This is a genomic window from Pseudomonas sp. B16120, assembly GCF_044218845.1.
GTDB lineage: Bacteria > Pseudomonadota > Gammaproteobacteria > Pseudomonadales > Pseudomonadaceae > Aquipseudomonas > Aquipseudomonas paracarnis.
This window is the reverse complement of the sequence record NZ_CP162588.1, coordinates 375,719-396,350: the sequence shown is the minus strand read 5'-3', so window position 1 is coordinate 396,350 and position 20,632 is coordinate 375,719. Positions and strand designations below refer to the sequence as shown.

General features: G+C 61.6%; 19 protein-coding genes. 15 read left to right on the top strand and 4 right to left on the bottom strand.

From position 1 onward, the window contains the following. The first annotated feature begins 10 nt into the window (after nucleotides 1-10). Genes tauB through tauD form a run of 3 tightly spaced genes read left to right on the top strand, consistent with a single transcriptional unit; the run spans nucleotide 11 to nucleotide 2,474 of the window. Nucleotides 11-790, top strand: coding sequence for a taurine ABC transporter ATP-binding subunit (gene tauB, locus AB4P90_RS02195; RefSeq protein WP_395605614.1), 780 nt, complete (start codon nucleotides 11-13; stop codon nucleotides 788-790). Then, complete coding sequence (gene tauC, locus AB4P90_RS02190) at nucleotides 787-1,623, top strand: taurine ABC transporter permease TauC (RefSeq protein ID WP_014716467.1); 837 nt, start codon at nucleotides 787-789, stop codon at nucleotides 1,621-1,623. Before tauB ends, tauC begins: the two co-directional genes overlap by 4 nt. Before the next feature lie 14 nt (nucleotides 1,624-1,637). Further along, a complete protein-coding gene (gene tauD, locus AB4P90_RS02185) occupies nucleotides 1,638-2,474 on the top strand; it encodes a taurine dioxygenase (RefSeq protein WP_020302426.1) in 837 nt (278 codons plus the stop codon). 140 nt (nucleotides 2,475-2,614) lie between these two features. Here the strand turns inward: tauD and mgrA are convergent, their stop codons facing one another. The 3 genes from mgrA to epsC all read right to left on the bottom strand — a co-directional run bounded on the left by mgrA (nucleotide 2,615) and on the right by epsC (nucleotide 7,067). Further along, complete coding sequence (gene mgrA, locus AB4P90_RS02180) at nucleotides 2,615-3,652, bottom strand: L-glyceraldehyde 3-phosphate reductase (protein ID WP_014716465.1); 1,038 nt, start codon at nucleotides 3,650-3,652, stop codon at nucleotides 2,615-2,617. A 127-nt stretch (nucleotides 3,653-3,779) separates the two neighbouring features. Continuing rightward, nucleotides 3,780-5,741: a choline transporter BetT gene (betT, locus tag AB4P90_RS02175; RefSeq protein WP_169856569.1), complete on the bottom strand. Its 1,962-nt coding sequence runs from the start codon at nucleotides 5,739-5,741 to the stop codon at nucleotides 3,780-3,782. A gap of 399 nt (nucleotides 5,742-6,140) precedes the next feature. After that, entirely contained in the window at nucleotides 6,141-7,067 is a 927-nt protein-coding gene (epsC, locus tag AB4P90_RS02170) for a serine O-acetyltransferase EpsC (RefSeq protein ID WP_014716464.1), read from the bottom strand. A gap of 166 nt (nucleotides 7,068-7,233) precedes the next feature. Here epsC and AB4P90_RS02165 point away from each other — a divergent pair, with 166 nt between their 5' ends. From AB4P90_RS02165 to AB4P90_RS02115, 11 genes are all read left to right on the top strand, one after another. Beyond that, complete coding sequence (locus AB4P90_RS02165; protein WP_014716463.1) at nucleotides 7,234-8,229, top strand: D-cysteine desulfhydrase; 996 nt, start codon at nucleotides 7,234-7,236, stop codon at nucleotides 8,227-8,229. 272 nt (nucleotides 8,230-8,501) lie between these two features. Continuing rightward, on the top strand, nucleotides 8,502-9,296 hold the full coding sequence (gene tcyJ / locus AB4P90_RS02160) for a cystine ABC transporter substrate-binding protein (protein WP_014716462.1): 795 nt from the start codon (nucleotides 8,502-8,504) through the stop codon (nucleotides 9,294-9,296). Then, the gene (gene tcyL / locus AB4P90_RS02155; RefSeq protein ID WP_003187646.1) at nucleotides 9,296-9,961 is read left to right on the top strand and encodes a cystine ABC transporter permease; all 666 of its coding nucleotides are present in this window, start codon (nucleotides 9,296-9,298) and stop codon (nucleotides 9,959-9,961) included. The genes tcyJ and tcyL overlap by 1 nt, the downstream gene beginning before the upstream one ends. A 3-nt stretch (nucleotides 9,962-9,964) precedes the next feature. After that, nucleotides 9,965-10,711 (top strand): L-cystine ABC transporter ATP-binding protein TcyN, encoded by a 747-nt coding sequence (gene tcyN / locus AB4P90_RS02150; RefSeq protein ID WP_014716461.1) that lies wholly within the window; start codon nucleotides 9,965-9,967, stop codon nucleotides 10,709-10,711. A 371-nt stretch (nucleotides 10,712-11,082) separates the two neighbouring features. After that, nucleotides 11,083-11,871, top strand: coding sequence for a hypothetical protein (locus AB4P90_RS02145; RefSeq protein WP_060767880.1), 789 nt, complete (start codon nucleotides 11,083-11,085; stop codon nucleotides 11,869-11,871). A gap of 185 nt (nucleotides 11,872-12,056) precedes the next feature. Continuing rightward, nucleotides 12,057-13,298, top strand: a complete 1,242-nt coding sequence (locus tag AB4P90_RS02140; RefSeq protein WP_019819871.1) for an SfnB family sulfur acquisition oxidoreductase — start codon at nucleotides 12,057-12,059, stop codon at nucleotides 13,296-13,298. Nucleotides 13,299-13,338: 40 nt separating this feature from the next. Beyond that, nucleotides 13,339-14,532: an SfnB family sulfur acquisition oxidoreductase gene (locus AB4P90_RS02135; RefSeq protein WP_395605613.1), complete on the top strand. Its 1,194-nt coding sequence runs from the start codon at nucleotides 13,339-13,341 to the stop codon at nucleotides 14,530-14,532. Further along, a complete protein-coding gene (locus AB4P90_RS02130) occupies nucleotides 14,532-15,890 on the top strand; it encodes an LLM class flavin-dependent oxidoreductase (RefSeq protein ID WP_032901775.1) in 1,359 nt (452 codons plus the stop codon). Before AB4P90_RS02135 ends, AB4P90_RS02130 begins: the two co-directional genes overlap by 1 nt. A 138-nt stretch (nucleotides 15,891-16,028) precedes the next feature. Beyond that, nucleotides 16,029-16,844 carry a MetQ/NlpA family ABC transporter substrate-binding protein gene (locus AB4P90_RS02125; RefSeq protein WP_038448479.1) on the top strand — a complete coding sequence of 272 codons (816 nt, stop codon included), beginning with the start codon at nucleotides 16,029-16,031 and terminating at the stop codon, nucleotides 16,842-16,844. Continuing rightward, complete coding sequence (locus AB4P90_RS02120; protein ID WP_395605612.1) at nucleotides 16,841-17,956, top strand: methionine ABC transporter ATP-binding protein; 1,116 nt, start codon at nucleotides 16,841-16,843, stop codon at nucleotides 17,954-17,956. Before AB4P90_RS02125 ends, AB4P90_RS02120 begins: the two co-directional genes overlap by 4 nt. Continuing rightward, complete coding sequence (locus tag AB4P90_RS02115; protein ID WP_320748956.1) at nucleotides 17,946-18,590, top strand: methionine ABC transporter permease; 645 nt, start codon at nucleotides 17,946-17,948, stop codon at nucleotides 18,588-18,590. The genes AB4P90_RS02120 and AB4P90_RS02115 overlap by 11 nt, the downstream gene beginning before the upstream one ends. A gap of 2 nt (nucleotides 18,591-18,592) precedes the next feature. Here AB4P90_RS02115 and AB4P90_RS02110 read toward each other — a convergent pair whose 3' ends face one another. Beyond that, the gene (locus AB4P90_RS02110) at nucleotides 18,593-19,696 is read right to left on the bottom strand and encodes a hypothetical protein (RefSeq protein ID WP_339232128.1); all 1,104 of its coding nucleotides are present in this window, start codon (nucleotides 19,694-19,696) and stop codon (nucleotides 18,593-18,595) included. A gap of 176 nt (nucleotides 19,697-19,872) precedes the next feature. Here AB4P90_RS02110 and AB4P90_RS02105 point away from each other — a divergent pair, with 176 nt between their 5' ends. Continuing rightward, nucleotides 19,873-20,499 carry a class I SAM-dependent methyltransferase gene (locus AB4P90_RS02105; protein WP_395605611.1) on the top strand — a complete coding sequence of 209 codons (627 nt, stop codon included), beginning with the start codon at nucleotides 19,873-19,875 and terminating at the stop codon, nucleotides 20,497-20,499. Nucleotides 20,500-20,632: the final 133 nt, after the last annotated feature.

Genomic DNA, 20,632 nt, shown 5'->3' with positions numbered 1-20,632 from the left:
GTTCACTGCGATGGCCTTGCTACAACTGGAGCGCATCAGCGCACAGTACCCAGGCGCCCCGGAACCGGTACTGTCCGATATTTCACTGGAGCTTGGGCCCCAGCAACTGCTGGTTGCCCTGGGCCCGTCCGGCAGTGGCAAGACGTCGTTGTTGAACCTGATTGCCGGCTTTGTCGAACCGTCTGCCGGGCGTATCACCCTCGATGGCGTGCCGGTCAAGGGTCCCAGCGCCGAGCGCGGCGTGGTGTTCCAGGACGACGCCCTGCTGCCCTGGCAGGACGTGCTGGCCAACGTCGCCTTTGGCCTGGAACTGGCCGGCGTGCCCAAGGCGCAGCGCGAAGTGCGCGCCCGCGAAATGCTCGCGCTGGTGGACCTGGCCGGTTTCGACAGCCGGCGCATCTGGCAGCTCTCGGGCGGCCAGAAACAGCGCGTCGGCCTGGCCCGCGCCTTGGCGGCCGACCCTCGCGTATTGCTGATGGACGAACCCTTCGGCGCGCTGGATGCCTTTACCCGCGAACAAATGCAGGAGTTGCTGCTGCAAGTGTGGCGGCGCACGGCCAAGCCGGTATTCCTGATTACCCATGACATTGAAGAGGCGGTGTTTCTGGCCACGGACCTGATCCTGCTGGCGCCCAACCCCGGCCAGATCGTCGAACGCCTGCAGCTGGATTTCGGCCAACGTTACGCCGCCGGTGAATCAGCCCGCGCAATCAAGTCCGACCCGCGCTTTATCGAAACCCGTGAACATGTGCTGGGCAACGTGTTCTCCCAACGGCAGGTGTACGCATGAGCAGCTACGAACTTCCCGCCACGGCCAGCAAGGCGGTGGCACCTGTCGTTATTCCGGTACGCCGCAGCCTGAGCACGCGTTGGATCAGCGTGCTGACCCTGGTGGCCTTGCTCGCCCTCTGGTGGGCCGTCACCGCCACCGGTTTGATCGAACCTCTGTTCCTGCCGCCACCATCGGCAGTGTTGCAAAAAGGCTGGCTGCTGGCGACCACCGGCTACATGGATTCCACCTTGTGGCAGCACCTGGGCGCGAGCTTGAGCCGCATCGGCCTGGGCCTGGGCTTTGCGGTGCTGACCGCCGTGCCGGTGGGGATTGCCATCGGAGCCAACCGCATTGCCCGAGGCATTTTCGATCCGTTGATCGAGTTCTACCGGCCAATTCCGCCGCTGGCCTACCTGCCGCTGATCGTAATCTGGTGCGGCATTGGTGAGCTGTCCAAGGTGCTGCTGATTTACCTGGCGATTTTCGCCCCGATTGCCATCGCGACCGCAACCGGGGTGCGCACCGTCGACCCTGCCAAGCTGAGGGCCGCGCAGTCGCTGGGCGCAACCCGCGCACAACTGATTCGCCATGTGATCCTGCCCAGCGCCCTGCCCGACATCCTCACCGGTGTGCGTATCGGCCTGGGTGTGGGCTGGTCGACCCTGGTCGCCGCCGAGCTGATTGCCGCCACCAGCGGCCTGGGCTTCATGGTGCAGTCGGCGGCGCAGTTTCTGGTCACCGATGTGGTGGTTCTGGGCATCCTGGTCATCGCCCTGATCGCCTTCGCCATGGAAATGGGCCTGCGCGCCCTGCAGCGTAAATTAGTGCCCTGGCATGGCCAGGCACACTGAGTGAAGAATCCACAATGAGCAGCCTGACCGTTACCCCATTAAGCACCGCCCTGGGCGCCCAGATCAGTGGCGTCGACATCACCCAGCCGCTGAACCCTGAACAGCGCGACGCCATTGAACAGGCGTTGCTCGACTATTCGGTGCTGTTCTTCCGCGACCAGCCGATCACCCCGCAGCAACAGGCACGCTTCGCGGCCAATTTTGGCGACCTGCACATCCATCCGATCTATCCCAACGTGCCGGAACAGCCGCAAGTGCTGATCCTCGACACCGCGGTCACCGACGTGCGTGACAACGCCGTTTGGCATACCGACGTGACCTTCCTGCCCACGCCGGCCCTGGGCGCGGTGCTCAGTGCCAAGCTGCTGCCGGCGTTTGGCGGCGATACCTTGTGGGCCAGTGGCATTGCGGCGTATGAGGCACTGTCCGAGCCGTTAAAGCGCATGCTCGATGGCCTCACCGCCACACACGATTTCACCAAGTCGTTCCCGCTGGAGCGCTTTGGCAACACCGCCGAAGACCTTGCGCGCTGGGAAGCAACCCGCAAGAAAAACCCGCCGCTATCGCACCCAGTCGTGCGCACACATCCGGTGAGTGGGCGTAAATCGCTGTTCGTCAGCGACGGATTCACCACCCGAATCAATGAACTGGAACCGGCCGAAAGCGAGGCCATTCTCAAGCTGCTGTTCGCCCACGCCACCCGCCCGGAATTCACCATCCGCTGGCGCTGGCAGGAAAATGACGTTGCGTTCTGGGATAACCGCGTCACCCAGCATTACGCCGTGGATGACTACCGGCCGCAGCGGCGGGTGATGCACCGGGCGACGATTCTTGGGGATGTGCCGTTCTAACGCTTGGCGACAGATCGTTCCCACGCTCTGCGTGGGAACGCCTCCTGTGACGCTCTGCGTCACGACTTTAAAGCGGACGCCGAGCGTCCGGGGCTGCATTCCCACGCAGAGCGTGGGAACGATCAACCAGTGGTGTAAGGTTATTCAGCAGTGGACGGTTTTTCCCACAGGTTGATCCCACCTTCCTGCGCAAACCGATCAATCTCCGCCAGTTCTTGCGCACTGAAGCTCAAGTTCTTCAACGCCCCGACGTTCTCGATAATCTGTTCCGGCCGGCTTGCGCCGATCAGCGCACTGGTTACCCGTGGATCACGTAATGTCCACGCCAACGCCAACTGGGCCAGGCTCTGGCCACGGCGCTTGGCGATTTCATTCAGGCCGCGTACATGGGCGATGTTGGCTTCGGACAGGTGCTGGGCCTGCAACGAGCCACCACCCGGACGGTTCACCCGAGCATCGGCCGGTACGCCATTGAGGTATTTATCGGTCAACAAACCCTGGGCCAGCGGCGTGAAAGCGATCACCCCGGCGCCGAGTTCTTCAGTGGTCTCCAGCAGGTCTTTTTCCACCCAACGGTTGAGCAGGTTATAGGCCGGCTGGTGGATCAACAGCGGCACTTTCCACTCTTTGAGCAGCGCCGCCATTTCGCGGGTTTTTACCCCGGAGTAAGACGAGATACCGATGTACAACGCCTTGCCTTGCTGCACGGCGGTGGCAAGGGCGCTGGCGGTCTCTTCCAGCGGCGTATCGGGGTCGAAACGGTGCGAATAGAAGATATCCACATAATCGACGCCCAGGCGTTGCAGGCTCTGGTCCAGGCTGGCCAACACGTATTTGCGCGAACCACCACCCTGGCCGTAAGGACCGGGCCACATGTCCCAACCGGCTTTGCTGGAAATGATTAATTCGTCGCGGTAATGCTTGAAGTCTTCGCGCAGCAAACGGCCGAAGTTGATCTCGGCGCTGCCATAGGGCGGGCCGTAGTTGTTAGCCAGGTCGAAGTGGTTGATGCCCAGGTCGAACGCCGTGCGCAGCAACGCGCGCTGGGTGTCGATCGGGGTGCTGTCGCCAAAGTTGTGCCACAACCCCAGTGACAGGGCTGGTAGCACCAATCCACTGCGGCCTACGCGGCGATAGGGAATAGATTCATAGCGGTTTTCGGCAGCAATGTACGTCATCGAATCCTCTCTTGATCTAGGGCAAATAAGGCCCGGGAATAAGCATATTCCCGGGCCTTTTAAGCAGCTGAATCGCTTAAGTCTGCCTCTTCCTTTTACAGCAAAGACCTACTTGAGAGGAACGCTATCAGCGCACCATGTGCAAGAACTGCAGATGGCGCTCGTACTGGTCGAGGATGTCATTGATGATCTGCTCCTTGGTGTAGCCCACCAGGTCATAGTCCTGGCTGCCCTCACTCAAGTGCACTTCGGCCCGATAGTAGCGGCGGTTGTTGATCTCTTTCTTACCGATGCCGCCCAAGGCGAACGACGGCGTGAAGTAGCCACGCATCTGCACCTGGTAGATGAACGGACGTTCTTCGCCATGGCCGATTTCGAGGCTGACACTGTCGTTGGACGGGTCGGGCTGGGTCACCACCGTAAGGCCCTTCTCGACAAACACGGCGGTCACTTCTTCAATCGCGGGGCGCACCGTGGTGTCGAGGAAACGGTACACCTCGTCACGCGACGGAAAATGCACGGCCTGGCTCAAGCGCTGGCGCCAGCCGCCTCGACCTTTGCGTGAAGCCGATATCGGCGCCAGGGAATGCAACTGCGCGATCTGCTTTTGCGACTCCAGGTAGAACGCCTTGTGCAGCCCCCACATCATCAGCAGCAGGATCAGCGAGAACGGCAGCGAGGTCAGTACCACCGCAGACTTGAGCGAGTCGATACTGCCAGCGAACAGCAACGCACTGGTGACCAGGGCGGTCATCGCGCCCCAGAACACACGCAGCCACTTCGGCCCGTCTTCATCCGCGTTGCCGCCTTTGGACGAGAGGGTGGAGAGCACCACAGTGCCGGAGTCAGCCGAGGTCACGAAGAATACAAAGCTGATGAACACCGTGACCGCGATCACGGTCTTGCTCCACGGGTAGGTTTCCAGCAGCAGGTAGAGGCTCATCGATGGGTCATCGATAGCCGACTGGCCCAGTGCAGCCATGCCATGGTTGAGCACCTGGTCGATGGCGCTGTTACCGAAAATCGACATCCACGCCAGGGTGAAGCCCAGCGGAATCAGCAGCACGCCAAACACGAATTCGCGGATGGTGCGGCCACGGGAAATGCGCGCGATAAACAGGCCCACGAACGGCGACCATGCGATCCACCAGGCCCAGTAGAACACCGTCCAGCCGCCCAGCCAGTCGCTCGGCTCGTTGTAGGCGTACACATCAAAACTCTTGGTGGGCAACGCGCCCAAATAGTCACCGATGTTCTGGATCAGGGTGTTGAGCAGGTGCTGGGTAGGCCCGGCGAACAACACGAACAGCAGCAGCGCACAGGCCAGCAGCATGTTGATGTCGGACATCACCCGCACGCCCTTGTCGACGCCGGCCACGGCCACGATGATCGCCGCGCCCATCATCAGGGTGATCAGGCCCACCTGGATCCACTGGGTATGGGCAATGCCAAACAGGTAGTCCAGGCCAGAGTTGAGGTGCAGTACGCCAAAGCCCATGTCGGCGCCCAGGCCGAACACCGTGGCAATGATGCCAAAGCCATCCACCGCATAACCGATAGGGCCATTGATGCGCTTGCCGATCAGCGGGTACAGCGCCGAGCGCAATGCCAGCGGCAGGTTATGCCGGTAGGCGAAATAGGCCAGGGCCATGCCGACAAACGCGAACACGCCCCAGCCATGCAGGCCCCAGTGCAGGAACAACACCTGCATGGCCTGGCGCGCCGCATCGGCGTTCATTGCTTCGCCTTGGGGCGGCTGCACCAGGTGCGTCAGCGGCTCCGAGACACAGAAGAAAAACAGCGTGATGCTGATCCCGGCGGCGAACAACATGCCGGCCCAGGACAGGTAACTGAATTCGGGCTCGTCGTGGTCGGCACCGAGTTTTATCTTGCCGTAGCCCGATAGCGCGGTGACCACCACGAAGACCAGATACAGGGTCATCGCCAGCATGTAGTACCAGCCGACCGTGTTGGCCGCCCAGTTTTGCGCCGCCAGCAGCCAGGCACCGGCCTGTTGCGGGATAGCGATGACCGTGATGCCAAACAGCAGGATGACGGTGGCGGCAAAATAGAAAACGGGCGCATTCATGCGCACCATGCCGCTGGAAGGGGTGGACGATGCACTCATGAACGATGCACCTCAAGGTTGCGGGATATGGCTGTAAAAAACGGACTCAGCAAAGGTAAGCCTCCTGTTGTGAGCGGGCAGCGAACCACCGGTTTAACTTGAACGAACGTTCAAGTTAAACATGAATAGGCGGTCTGGGACTAATCGCAAGGCTGAGTGGTAGGTGTTTCCTACACTAGCTCAGGGATTGGTATGACGGATGAAGAAGGCAAATCGTTCAGCGACCCCACGTTGAAATACATTCGAAATGTGGGAGCTGGCTTGCCTGCGATAGCGCTGGGTCAGCCACCCATCTGTTGACTGATACACCGCTATCGCAGGCAAGCCAGCTCCCACACTGACCGGCGTTTGGCTCAGGTATTACTTCTGCGCCCCATCATCATGCTGCAAATTCGCCTGGGTGATATTCGCCCCGGCCGGCACGCTGCGGGTCAGCCACACATTGCCGCCAATGGTCGAACCCTGGCCAATGGTGATCCGCCCCAGGATCGTCGCCCCGGCGTAAATCACCACATCATCTTCAACAATAGGGTGACGCGGGTGGCCTTTCTGCAATTGCCCATCTTCATCCGCCGGAAAGCGTTTGGCGCCCAGTGTCACGGCCTGGTAGATGCGCACGCGCTCGCCGATGATCGCCGTCTCGCCAATCACCACGCCTGTGCCGTGATCGATAAAGAAACTCGGGCCGATCTGTGCGCCGGGGTGGATATCAATGCCGGTGGCCGAGTGGGCGATTTCTGCACTGATCCGCGCCAACAGCGGCAGGCCGGCACGGTACAGGTGATGGGCCAGGCGATGGTGGATCACCGCCAGGATGCCCGGGTAGCACAACAGCACCTCATCCACACTGCGTGCGGCCGGGTCGCCGTGGTAGGCGGCCAGTACGTCGGTGTCCAGCAGGCTGCGCAAGGATGGCAAGGCCAGGGCGAAATCCTGGATCAGGCGAATGGCGTGGGCGTTGACTTCGCTGTCGTCCTCACCGCTCTGGCGCGCGGCATAGCGTAACTCCAGGCGCGCCTGGGCGAGCAAGGCGTTGAGCGCGACGTCGAGCGTGTGGCCCACGTAGAAGTCTTCGCTTTCTTCGCGCAGGTCCGCCGGGCCCAGGCGCATCGGAAACAGGGCGCCGCACAAGGCCTCAAGAATCTGTGCCACCGCCTCGCGGGACGGCAACTCGCGGCCACCATGCTCGCCACTCAAGCGCCCATTGCGCGTTCGCCACTGGTCGCGGGCGCCGCGCAGCTGGCTGACGATGGTCTGCAATTGCCAATGACTGGAACGCTCACTCACGGTATTCACTCCTGACGAAATGGCCATCACTTTACGGTATGCACCCAGGCAGCTCTTAAGAACCAATGGTGTGAACATAAGAACCTTTCGTCATAAGCGATTGACGGTTGCCCGATGAAAAGTGCCTGCCTATAGTCCCCCCATCACTCAGCCACCGTGCGTACCCATGATCAAACAACAGCTCGACCGTTTTAACCGTCTGGAACTACTGGGCAGTGCCACGGCCCTGGAAAAACTCGAGCGGCTGTCGGCTTGGCTGGGCAGGGACATCTACGTCAAACGCGATGACACCACGCCGCTGGCCATGGGCGGCAACAAGCTGCGCAAACTCGAATACCTGGCCGCCGACGCCATCGCCCAGGGCGCCGATACCTTGGTCACCGCCGGCGCGATCCAGTCCAACCATGTTCGCCAGACCGCCGCGCTGGCTGCCAAGCTCGGCCTCGGCTGTGTTGCCCTGCTGGAGAATCCTACCGGCACCGACGACCCCAACTACCTGGGCAACGGCAATCGCCTGCTGCTGGAGTTGTTCGACGCCAAAGTGGAGTTGGTGGAAAACCTCGACAACGCCGACGACCAACTCAACGCCCTCGCCGACCGCCTGCGCAGTAACGGCAAGAAGCCGTACCTGGTGCCTATCGGCGGTTCCAATGCACTCGGCGCGCTGGGCTACGTGCGCGCCGGGCTGGAGTTGGCCGCGCAGATTGAAGACAGCGGCATTGAATTTGCCGCCGTGGTGCTTGCCTCTGGCAGTGCCGGCACCCACAGCGGCCTGGCCCTGGCCTTGAGCGAAGCACTGCCGCAATTGCCGGTGATCGGCATCACGGTGTCGCGTACCGAGCAAGCGCAATTGCCCAAGGTGCAGGGCTTGGCCGAGCGCACTGCCGAGTTGCTCGGCGTGGCTATTCCGCAAGCCTTCAAGGTCACCCTGTGGGACGAGTATTTCGGGCCGCGTTATGGCGAGCCAAACGCTGGCACCCTCTCGGCGATCAAACTTTTGGCCAGCCAGGAAGGTCTGTTGCTGGACCCGGTGTATACCGGCAAGGCCATGGCCGGTTTGCTGGACGGCATCGGGCGCCAGCGCTTTGAAGAGGGGCCGATCATTTTCCTGCATACCGGTGGCGCGCCGGCATTGTTTGCTTATGACTCAGTTTTCAACTGATTGAATACGGTCGATGTGGGAGCTGGCTTGCCTGCGATTGCGGTGGGTCAGCCAGAAACTTGGCACTGACACACTGCAATCGCAGGCAAGCCAGCTGCCACACAAGCCGCGCATATTTCCAAAAAGAATATGAAATTGTATTTTTATTATTTTCAAGACTTAAAAACCCGCTTTATCATCGCGCCGAAGGCGAAGACGCGCTTCGCACTTTAGGGCAGGATACGACTACCGCGTCACCTGCTTCGCTCACCATAAAAACACAGGGGCTCTCCATGACTATTTCCGCATTTCGTCGCACGCTGTTGGTTGGCACTTTGGGCCTGGCGCTTGGCGCTGGCTGGCTGGGCCAGGCGGTTGCCGGCGAGCAGTTGAACACCATCAAAAAGGCCGGCGAGATCAAGATCGGCCTGGAAGGCACCTACCCACCGTTCAGCTTTGTCGATGAAAGCGGCAAGCTCAGCGGTTTCGAAGTGGAATTGTCCGAGGCACTGGCCAAGGAGCTGGGCGTCAAGGTCAAGCTGCAAGCCACGCCATGGGACGGCATCCTTGCCGCGCTGGAATCCAAGCGCCTGGACGCCGTGGTCAACCAGGTGACCATTTCCGAAGAGCGTAAGAAAAAATACGATTTCTCCAAGCCTTACACCGTGTCCGGCATCCAGGCGCTGGTGCTGAAAAAGAACGTCGACTCGATCAAGAAAGCCGACGACCTGGCCGGCAAGAAAGTGGGTGTGGGTCTGGGCACCAACTACGAACAATGGCTCAAGGACAACCAGCCTAAAGCTATTATCAAGACCTACAACGACGACCCGACCAAGTTCCAGGATCTGCGCATCGGCCGCATCGACGCCATCCTGATCGACCGCCTGGCCGCGCTGGAATACGCCAAGAAGGCCCCCGACACCGCCGCTGCCGGTGACGCCTTCTCCCGTCAGGAATCCGGTATCGCCCTGCGCAAAGGCGAGCCTGAATTGCTCGACGCAGTCAACAAGGCTCTGGACAAACTGCGCGCCGACGGCACCTTGAAGACGCTGTCCGAGAAGTACTTCAACGCTGACGTCACTCAATAATGGAAGCAGGTTTCCAACTCGCGCTGGACTCCGCGCCCTTTCTGCTCAAGGGCGCGTACTACACGGTAATCCTCAGCCTCGGCGGGATGTTTTTCGGCCTGTTGCTGGGCTTCGGCCTGGCCTTGATGCGCCTCTCGCGCTTCAAGTTGCTGAGTTGGACGGCCCGGGTCTACGTGTCGTTCTTTCGTGGCACGCCGTTGCTGGTGCAGCTGTTCCTGATCTACTACGGCTTGCCGCAAGTGGGCATCGAGCTGGACCCTATCCCTGCTGCCATGATCGGCTTTTCGCTGAACATGGCTGCCTATGCGTGTGAAATCCTGCGGGCCGCCATCGCCTCCATCGAGCGTGGCCAGTGGGAAGCTGCTGCCAGTATCGGCATGACCCGTGCGCAGACGTTGCGCCGGGCCATCCTGCCCCAGGCGATGCGCACGGCGTTGCCGCCTTTGGGCAACAGCTTTATTTCACTGGTCAAGGACACGGCGCTGGCCGCCACCATCCAGGTGCCCGAGCTGTTCCGCCAGGCCCAACTGGTGTCGGCGCGTACCTTCGAAATTTTCACCATGTATCTGTCCGCGGCCCTGATCTACTGGATCCTGGCGAGCATCCTGGCGCATCTGCAAAATCGTCTGGAAGACCGGGTCAACCGGCATGACCTGGAGTCTTGAAGCATGATCGTGGTTGAAAAACTGACCAAACAATTCAATGGTCAGGTGGTGCTCAACGGCATCGACCTGGAGGTCAAGGAAGGCGAAGTGGTCGCCATCATCGGCCCCAGCGGTTCCGGCAAGACCACCTTCCTGCGCTGCCTGAACTTCCTCGAAGAACCCACCAGCGGCCGTATCAAGGTCGGTGACATCGAGATCGACAGCAGCAGGCCGCTCAACCAGCAACAGGGCCTGGTGCGACGCCTGCGCCAGCATGTGGGCTTTGTGTTCCAGAACTTCAACCTGTTCCCCCACCGCACCGCGCTGGAAAACGTCATCGAAGGCCCCATCGTGGTCAAGAAGATGCCACGGGAAGCGGCGGCCGAACTGGGGCGCAAGCTGTTGGCCAGGGTCGGCCTGGCGGGCAAGGAAGCGTCCTACCCAAGGCGGCTGTCCGGCGGCCAGCAACAGCGTGTGGCGATTGCCCGCGCATTGGCCATGGAGCCGGAGGTGATCCTGTTCGACGAACCCACCTCGGCCCTCGACCCGGAACTGGTGGGTGAAGTATTGGCGACCATTCGCAGCCTGGCCGAAGAAAACCGCACCATGGTCATCGTCACGCACGAGATGAGCTTTGCCCGTGATGTGGCCAACCGGGTGATCTTTTTCGACAAGGGCGTGATCGTCGAACAGGGCGAAGCCAAGGCGCTGTTTGCCAACCCCAGGGAAGAACGTACCAAGCAGTTCCTGAGCAAATTCCTCGCCCACTGATGTTCTGTGTGGGAGCTGGCTTGCCTGCGATGCAAGCGCCTCGGTGTAGCAGTCCAACCGGGGTGATCCTATCGCAGGCACGCCAGCTCCCACATAAGCGAGGCCCTACAGGGAGTCGCCATTCCACCCCGTAAAAGACCCCGCCGCCTGCCTCTTGAAATCCCCCTCCCCGTCAGACCCGTCTGAATCTCGCCAAACCCACCGTTTAGCCCTTTGCCTCCATTGACGCTCCTTGGCCAACCCTCTTATCTAGCGCCTTGAGGATTGGATCCTATCCCGGCTACTGACTGAATCGTGCCTTTCGACCCCCCTTGCGCCTGTTCGTCGAGGTTTCGGAACGATTGCTGCTGGCTGCACCAAGGAGATTACTTATGACACACGCTCAAACCTCGGCCACGCTCCGTGCCCCAAGGCTGCCCCAGGCTATTGGAAACGGCATCAGCGCCCTGGCCTCCGCCCACTTGCAGGTCGACATTTCACCCTACCCGAGCATGGAAGAAGGCGACCTGATCGAACTGTTCTGGAACAACTGCTTCGCCGCCTCGCGCAAGGTGACGGCGTGCAAGATCGGCACGTGCACCCACCTGTGCGTACCGCAGAGTTTTGTGCAGGACGGACCGGCACGCGTCCACTACCAGGTCTTGCAGATCGGCCATGGCCCGATGCGCTCGGCGGTGACCCTGGTGCGGGTCAAGACCAACTACCCCGGCGGTCAGCCTTCGCCGCGCCTGAACCCTGAAGGCGGCGATGAAAACCAGAACCTGGCGCCCGTGAACCTGCCCGAGACGATCCGCCGCCATGGCGTCAACAGCAGCCAGGTAAGGCGCGGTATTCCGCTGACCATCGAGCCTTACCTGAACATGAGCACGGGCGATGCCATCACCTTGCGCTGGGGCGATGTACGCCTGGACCTGCCCCGCATTCAGGCTCAAAGCGTCGGCCTGGCGGTGCAGGTGTGGGTGCCGCCCCACGTGATTGTCGAAGCCGGCGACGACTGCCGGTTGGAGGTCACCTACTGCATTCTCGATCGCGTGGGTAACAACTCCCGCTGGGCGCCCGCCCGCACGCTGCGCATCGCCGCCTGCACACCGCCCCGCCCAGCCTCGCCCGCGCCAGGCTATCAACCGCGTCGCTTCGGTTCACCCTGTGAACCGGGGTGACAGCCCTTCTATGCATATTCCTAAAAGTTAGTTTATTTAAATAATTAACACGCTTAGGGTATATGCACCGGACCACCGGACATTCCTGATTTTTCTGTTTATTTCATTGAATGCGAGGTCGGTATGGTCAGAATTACCCCGGTGCGCAACGCCAGGGCATTGCGTGCAGCCAAGGAGCGGCGCTGATGTCTAACTTAGCTCTAACATCCCCCCAGAGTGATGTGGACGTAGCTCCCCTGCTGTTGCCCGCCACGGTGCTGCGCAACGACGCCCAGGCGCTGAGCGCCGCCCACGAGCTGGCCCAGGCTGCGCGTGCGCAGGCCGCCCAGCGCGACCAGCAACGCAAACTGCCCTGGGCGCAGCTCGAACAGTTCACCCGCAGCGGCTTGGGCAGTATTTCCATTCCCCGCGAATACGGCGGCCCCCAGGTGTCGTTTGTGACCCTGGCCGAAGTCTTCGCGATCATCAGCGCGGCCGACCCGGCACTCGGGCAGATCCCGCAGAACCATTTCGGCATCTTGCACGTATTGCAGGGCACCGCCACCGAGCGTCAGAAAAAGCAGCTGTTCCAGAGCGTGCTCGACGGCTGGCGCATCGGCAACGGCGGCCCGGAACGCGGCACCAAAAATACTCTGGAGCTCAAGGCGCGCCTCACGGCCGAAGGCGACGGTTACGTGCTCAGCGGCCAGAAGTTCTACTCCACAGGCGCCCTGTTCGCTCACTGGGTGGCAATCAAGGCCCTGAACGATGACGGCAAGCAGGTCATGGCTTTTGTACGTCGCGGCAGCGAAGGGCTGCGCATCGTTGATGACTGGTCCGGCTTTGGCCAACGTACCACCGCCAGCGGCACCGTGCTGCTTGATCGCGTAGCGGTGGACCCGGACCTGGTCATCGACAACTGGCGCCTGGGCGAAAGCCCGAATATCCAAGGGGCCGTGTCGCAACTGATCCAGGCCGCCATCGACGCCGGCATCGCCCGGGGCGCCCTCGACGATGCCATCGCCTTCGTGCGTGAGCGTTCGCGCCCGTGGATCGACGCCAAGGTCGAGCGAGCCAGCGACGACCTGTATGTGATCGCCGATATCGGCAAGCTGAAGATCGAACTGCACGCCGCCGAAGCCCTGCTGCGCAAGGCAGGCCAGGTGCTTGACCAGGTCAGCGCCGCGCCGATCACCGCGCAATCCGCCGCCCACGCCTCGATTGCCGTGGCCGAAGCCAAGGTGCTGACCACCGAAGTGGCGTTACAAGTCACCGAGAAGCTCTTCGAACTGGCGGGCAGCCGCGCCACCCTGGCCGAATTCAACCTTGACCGTCACTGGCGCAACGCCCGGGTTCACACCCTGCACGACCCGGTGCGCTGGAAGTACCACGCCATCGGCGCCTATCGGCTCAACGGCACCTTGCCGGCTCGTCATTCGTGGATTTAACCAACCAGAACACTTTTTCCACGAGCTTCTGGAGAAACTCATGACCCTTTCTCACCCCGTCGCGGTCATCACCAGCGACGAACAAGCGCTTATTGTCGCCAGCGATCTTGCTGAAGACTTGCGCCGCGACAGCGCCCAACGCGACCGCGAACGCCGCCTGCCGCTGCCCGAGCTGGACGGGTTTTCCCGCTCTGGCCTGTGGGGCATCAGCGTGCCCAAGGCCTACGGTGGCGCGGGCGTGTCCAACGTCACCCTGGCCAAGGTCATCGCACTGATCGCCCAGGCCGATGGCTCGTTGGGCCAGATTCCGCAAAACCATTTCTATGCCCTCGAAGTACTGCGGGTGAACGGCAGCCCCGAACAGCAGCAACGCCTGTACGCCGAGGTATTGGCCGGCCAACGCTTTGGCAACGCCTTGGCGGAGCTGGGCACCAAGACCGCCCATGACCGCATTACCAGCCTCACCCGCGACGGCGATGGTTTTCGCATCAACGGGCGCAAGTTCTACGCCACCGGCGCGATCTACGCCCAGCGCATCCCCACCTCGGTGGTGGATGCAAATGGCGTGCAGCAACTGGCCTTCGTACCGCGTGACAGCGAGGGGCTGACGGTGATCGATGACTGGAGCGGCTTCGGCCAGCGCACCACCGGCAGCGGCTCGGTAGTGTTCGACAACGTGTGGGTCGCGGCGCAAGACGTGGTGCCGTTCCAGAGCGCTTTCGAACGCCCGACCACCGTCGGCCCGCTGGCGCAGATCCTCCACGCAGCCATCGACACCGGCATCGCCCGCGCGGCCTTTGAGGACGCCTTGCATTTTGTGCGCACCAAGACCCGCCCATGGATCGACGCCGGCAACGACAAGGCCACCGAAGACCCGCTGACACTCAAGAGCTTCGGCCACCTGAGCAGCCGCCTGCACGCCGCCGAAGCCTTGCTGGAACGCTCGGGTGAATTCCTCGACCGCGCCCAGGCCGACAGCAATGCCCAGACCATCGCCGCAGCCTCCATCGCCGTCGCCGAAGTACGCGCCCTGAGCACCGAGATCTCCCTGGCGGCCGGCAGCACCCTGTTCGAACTGGCCGGCAGCCAGGCGACCCTGGCCGAACACGGCCTGGACCGCCACTGGCGCAACGCCCGGGTGCACACCCTGCACGACCCGGTGCGCTGGAAATACCATGCGGTTGGCAACTACTACCTCAACGATGAAAACCCGCCGCTGCGGGGGACCATCTGATGAGCAAAAAAAAGATCCTGCTCAATGCTTTCAACATGAACTGCATCGGGCACATCAATCACGGTTTGTGGACTCATCCACGGGACAACTCGACCGAATACAAGACCCTCGAATACTGGACTGAACTGGCGAAGATCCTGGAGCGCGGGTTGTTCGACGGTTTGTTCATCGCTGATATCGTCGGCGTGTATGACGTGTATCAGGACTCCATCGACGTGCCGCTCCAGGAGTCGATCCAGTTACCGGTCAACGACCCGTTGCTGCTGGTGTCGGCCATGGCCGCCGTTACCCAGCACCTTGGCTTCGGCCTTACCGCCAACCTCACCTATGAGCCGCCGTACCTGTTCGCCCGGCGCATGTCGACGCTGGATCACCTGAGCCGTGGCCGGGTGGGTTGGAACATTGTCACCGGCTACCTCGACAGCGCCGCCAAGGCCATGGGCCTTACCGAACAGGTCGAGCATGACCGGCGCTACGACCAGGCCGATGAATACCTGCAGGTGTTGTACAAGCTCTGGGAAGGCAGCTGGGAAGACGACGCGGTGCACAACGATCGCCAAGCGCGGGTGTATGCGCAACCGGGCAAGGTGCACAAGGTAGAGCACCACGGCGAGTTCTATCAGGTGGAGGGTTACCACCTGTGCGAGCCCTCGCCGCAGCGCACGCCGGTGCTGTTCCAGGCCGGCAGTTCCGAGCGCGGCTTGCTGTTCGCCGGGCGGCATGCCGAGTGCGTGTTTATCAGCGGGCAGAACAAGGCCGCGACCAAGCGCCAGGTGGACAAGGTGCGCGCCAGCGCAGTGGAGGCTGGGCGCAACCCGGACGACATCAAGGTGTTCATGGGCCTGAACGTCATTGTGGGCGCCACTGAAGCGTTGGCCTGGAACAAGCACGCCGAGTACCTCAGCTACGCCAGCGCGGAAGCCGGCGTGGCGCACTTCTCGGCCTCGACCGGGATTGATTTTGCCCAGTACGCGTTGGACGAACCGATCCAGTACGTCAAGAGCAACGCGATCCAGTCGGCCACCCAGAACCTGCAGAACAACGACTGGACCCGGCGCAAATTGCTCGACCAGCACGCCTTGGGCGGGCGCTATATCACCCTGGTGGGCTCGCCTGAACAGGTGGCCGATGAGCTGGAATCCTGGATCAGCGAAACCGGGCTGGATGGTTTCAACCTGACGCGCATTGTGACGCCGGAGAGCTATGTGGATTTCATTGAGCTGGTGATACCGGAGTTACAACGACGGGGCTCGTACAAGACGGAATATGCGCAGGGAACGCTGCGGGAAAAAGTCTTTCACGACACGGCTCGCTTACCCAACCAACACACCGGCTCTACCTACCGCCACGTTGTTTGATCGTTCCCACGCTCCGCGGGGGAATGCCTCTTGGACGCTCTGCGTTCGCTTTGGGGACGCGGAGCGTCCCTGGCTGCATTACCACGCGGAGCGTGGGAACGATCTCGCTACCTAAGACCTTATGACTGGAAAACCACTATGAAAAAGACATTCTTAAACAACCCAGTCAAAGCACTGGCCCTGGCCTTCGGCTTATTCAGCTCGGCGGTATTCGCCGCCGACGCCCCGCTGAAAATCGGCACCACCGCCGCCTTCGCCATTCCGCTGGAAGCCGCCGTAGAAGAGGCCGGCAAGCAGGGCCTGAAGGTCGAACTGGTGGAGTTCACCGACTGGATCGCGCCCAACGTCAGCCTCGCCGCCGGCGATATCGACGTGAACTACTTTCAGCACATTCCCTTCCTGGAGAACGCCAAGGCCGCCGCCGGGTTTGACCTGGTGCCGTACGCGCCGGGCATCATCAACAACGTCGGGCTGTATTCGAAAAAATACAAAAGCTTCAACGAGCTGCCCGCAGGCGCCAGCGTGGCGATTGCCAACGACCCGATCAACAGCGGGCGCGGCCTGCAACTGCTGGCCAAGGCCGGGCTGATCACCCTCAAACCGGGTGTGGGCTACAAGGCCACCGAAGAAGACATCGTCGCCAACCCGAAAAACATCAAGATCCTGCAAGTGGAAGCGGTGCAACTGGTGCGCGCCTATGACGACGCCGATCTGGTGCAGGGCTACCCGGCGTACATCCGCCTGTCCAAGACCTTCGATGCCGAGTCGGCACTGCTGTTCGACGGCCTCGATCATCCGGAATACGTGATTCAGTTCGTCATCCAGCCCAAGAGCAAAACCGACCCACGGGTGATCAAGTTCGTCGATATCTACCAGCACTCGCCAGTGGTGCGTGCAGCCTTGGACAAGTCCCTCGGCAAGCTCTATCAGGTTGGCTGGGAAGCTAAACCATGAGTGCCGCCAACGCCCGATTGCACGATCTGGCCCCTGCGCCCAGCCACGCGGAACAGACTGAACTGCACCCGGACTTGAACCGCGCCCATGTGCGGTTCATCAACCTGGGCAAAACCTATGACGGCACGGTGCATGCGCTGCAAGGCATTGACCTGGCGATCCAGCGGGGCGAAGTGTTCGGCATCATCGGCCGCAGCGGCGCCGGCAAGTCGTCGCTGATCCGCACTATCAATCGCCTGGAACAACCCAGCAGCGGACGGGTGCAGATCGACCAGGTGGACATCGGCAGCTTCGATGAAGACCACCTGGTGGCGCTGCGGCGACGCATCGGCATGATCTTCCAGCACTTCAACCTGATGTCGGCCAAGACCGTGTGGCAGAACGTCGAGTTGCCGCTCAAGGTCGCCGGTGTGCCCCAGGCACAACGCGCGCGAAAGGTGCATGAACTGCTGGAGCTGGTAGGCCTGCAAGACAAACACAAGGCGTACCCGGCGCAGCTGTCCGGCGGGCAAAAGCAGCGCGTCGGCATCGCCCGCGCGCTGGTGCACGACCCCGAGATTCTGCTGTGCGACGAAGCCACCTCGGCCCTCGACCCGGAAACTACCCAGTCGATCCTCGGCCTGCTGCGCGAGATCAACCAGCGCCTGGGCCTGACCATCGTGCTGATCACCCATGAGATGGCGGTGATCCGCGACATCTGCCACCGCGTAGTGGTGCTGGAGCACGGGCGTATCGTCGAGCAAGGCCCGGTGTGGCAGGTGTTTGGCGATCCGCAACATGAGGTCAGCAAGACCCTGCTCGCACCGCTGCAACACGGCTTGCCGCCAGAGTTGCAACGCCGCCTGCAACCCACGCCCGCCTCGGCCGACGCCGCACTGGTGCTGCGCCTGCAGTTCACCGGCAGCGACACCCTGGAGCCAGACCTCGCGGCGCTGTTCAGTGCCCTCGGCGGCCGTGTGCGTTTACTACAAGGGGGCGTGGAACGCATCCAGGGGCATGCCTTGGGGCAACTGCTGCTGGCGGTGAATGGATCGCCGCACAACGCCGAAGAACTGCGCAAACGCGCGGCCAACTGGGCACAACAGGTGGAGGTGCTGGGCTATGTGGTTTGATCGTTTAGTGCAGGGGGCCATCGACACCTTGTTGATGGTGGGGGTGTCATCGCTGATCGCGCTGCTGGTGGGCATTCCGCTGGCGGTGTTCCTGGTCACCAGTGACAAGGGCGGCATCTACCAGGCACCGGCGCTTAACCGCGTGCTGGGAGCGTTCGTGAATCTGTTCCGCTCCATTCCGTTTCTGATCCTGATGGTGGCGCTCATCCCGTTCACGCGCCTGATCGTCGGCACCACCTATGGCGTCTGGGCGGCAGTGGTACCGCTGACCATCGCCGCCACGCCGTTCTTTGCACGCATCGCTGAAGTGAGCCTGCGCGAGGTCGACCATGGCCTGATAGAAGCCGCGCAGGCCATGGGTTGCCGCCGTTGGCACATCATCTGGCATGTGCTGTTGCCAGAGGCGTTGCCCGGCATCGTCGGCGGCTTCACGATCACCCTGGTGACCATGATCAATTCATCGGCCATGGCCGGAGCAATCGGCGCCGGTGGCCTGGGCGATATTGCCTACCGCTATGGCTACCAGCGCTTCGATACGCAGATCATGCTCACCGTGATTGTGTTGCTTGTGGTGCTGGTGGCGGTGATCCAACTGAGTGGGGATAGGTTGGCGCGGGCGTTGAACAAGCGCTGACGTCACGGGCACTCATCCAGTTGGGCAACACTGGCACGGGGCACGAAGGTGATGGTTTTTTCCTTGGCCTGCCAGGGCCGCACGATATAGCTGCCATCCGAGTCGGCCATCACTCGCAGTTTTACGCTGCGCTTGGGGTTGTCGGCGTCTACCAGCGCGCCGGGAACCTGGGCCTGCGCCGTCCAGGTCATCAAGGTACAAACGCGCCCTCCCGAGGCGGATCCTTGCAGCGGCAGGCCGCCCAACTTGGCCCCACTCGCCGGGATCAGCCCGAGTAAAACGATGAGCGCAAAGGCCACCAATGAGGCGAACGCCACCGGGTTTTTCTGGACGCGCATACGCACCACCAGGCAGGCGGCACTTCCCTGGATCAGGAACAACACGGCCATTTCGGCGGCCATGAACGGCGCAAAGAACACGGCGCTGTCGGAGTACTCGCTGAAGGCGCGGGAGACCGGCACCGTCACCATCAGAATGACCACCATTTGAATGGCCCCGGCGCCAGCACTGGCCAGCCAGAACTCGCCGGACAACTCACGCAGAGCAACATGGGCGGGGCGCGCACGAATGATGATGCCGACATAGGCCACTACCGCCGCCATGATCGCTACGATCCAACTGAACGTCAGCAAAAACCCACTTTCGGCGTTCACGGACAGGTATACGGCGGACATCCAGAACACAAACATCACCAACAGGCTGGCCGCCCAATGTCCCAGTAACCTCCTGTGCTGGGCCGTCTCTTGCGGCGACTGCGGGCTGAGATTGAGTTGATCACTCAGACGCACACCTGTGCCGTTCAGGCGTGTGAACAAGATGAACGTGGGCACCAGGATCGATGCACCCATCATGCCGATCACAAATACCAACATGGCGAACATCGCTGGCAATGCGGTGAACGCCGACGCCGACAAGATACTCAGCGGCACCTTTTCCATCTGGATGTACTGGTACAGGTATAGGCCTGCCACCGAGAGAATCCCCACCGTCAGCGGCCAGGCACGCTCATTGAGCCAGAACAGCCCATTGCTCAATCTCGTGGCGTATTGGTCGACCTTGTTCGGCGCGGTGTGGTTGCCAACGGTGGGACGTTTTTCCTCTTCCATGGATGTATAACCCTCTGCAAATGAGGGCCAAATCTTACCCATAATTTCCCGTGGCGGTCTGTCGGATGCGCGCACTGCGACTGCCGTGAAGTGCCCTACAGCGGATACACGGTTTTCAACTCAAGAGTGGGCCGGGGTATAGTCCAGCCACCTCAGCCGCAGCCGTGCGCCATGCCATGAAACTTGCTCCCGACGACCTCAACCAGATCACCTCCACCACCCTGGGCCATTACAACAAGGTGGCCGAAGACTTCCGTGAAGGCACCCGCGATCACGATGTGAGCCAGAACGTCGACGCGCTGCTGCGGCATATCCAGGGCACGCCGCCGTTCACTGTGCTGGATTTCGGCTGTGGGCCAGGGCGGGATTTGCAGACGTTTACGCGCATGGGGCATATCGCCGTGGGCCTGGATGGCTCCGAACGTTTTGCGCAGATGGCCCGCGAAGACAGCGGCTGTGAGGTGCTGCAGCAGGACTTTTTCAAGCTGGACCTGCCCGCCGACCGCTTCGATGGCGTGTTTGCCAATGCGGTGCTGTTTCATATTCCCAAGCAGGAGTTGCCCCGAGTGCTCAAAGAGCTGCACGGCGCGTTGAAGCCTGGGGGCGTGCTGTTCAGCTCGAACCCTCGGGGCGAGAACCAGGAGGGCTGGAATGGGCCGCGGTATGGCTCTTATCACGATCTGCAGGCCTGGCGGGCCTTGCTGACCGCAGCCGGGTTTGAAGAGTTGGAGCACTACTACCGGCCGGCCGGGTTGCCGCGGGAACAGCAGCCTTGGTTGGCGAGTGTATGGCGTAAGATTTAGTGCTGCATCGCCTGTACCTGCCTCATCGCAGGCAAGCCAGCTCCCACCTTTGGAATGCATTCCCTTGTGGGAGCCGGGCTTGCCCGCGATGACGCCGTAACGGGCAGCGTTATTTCACCTGATACACCACCGG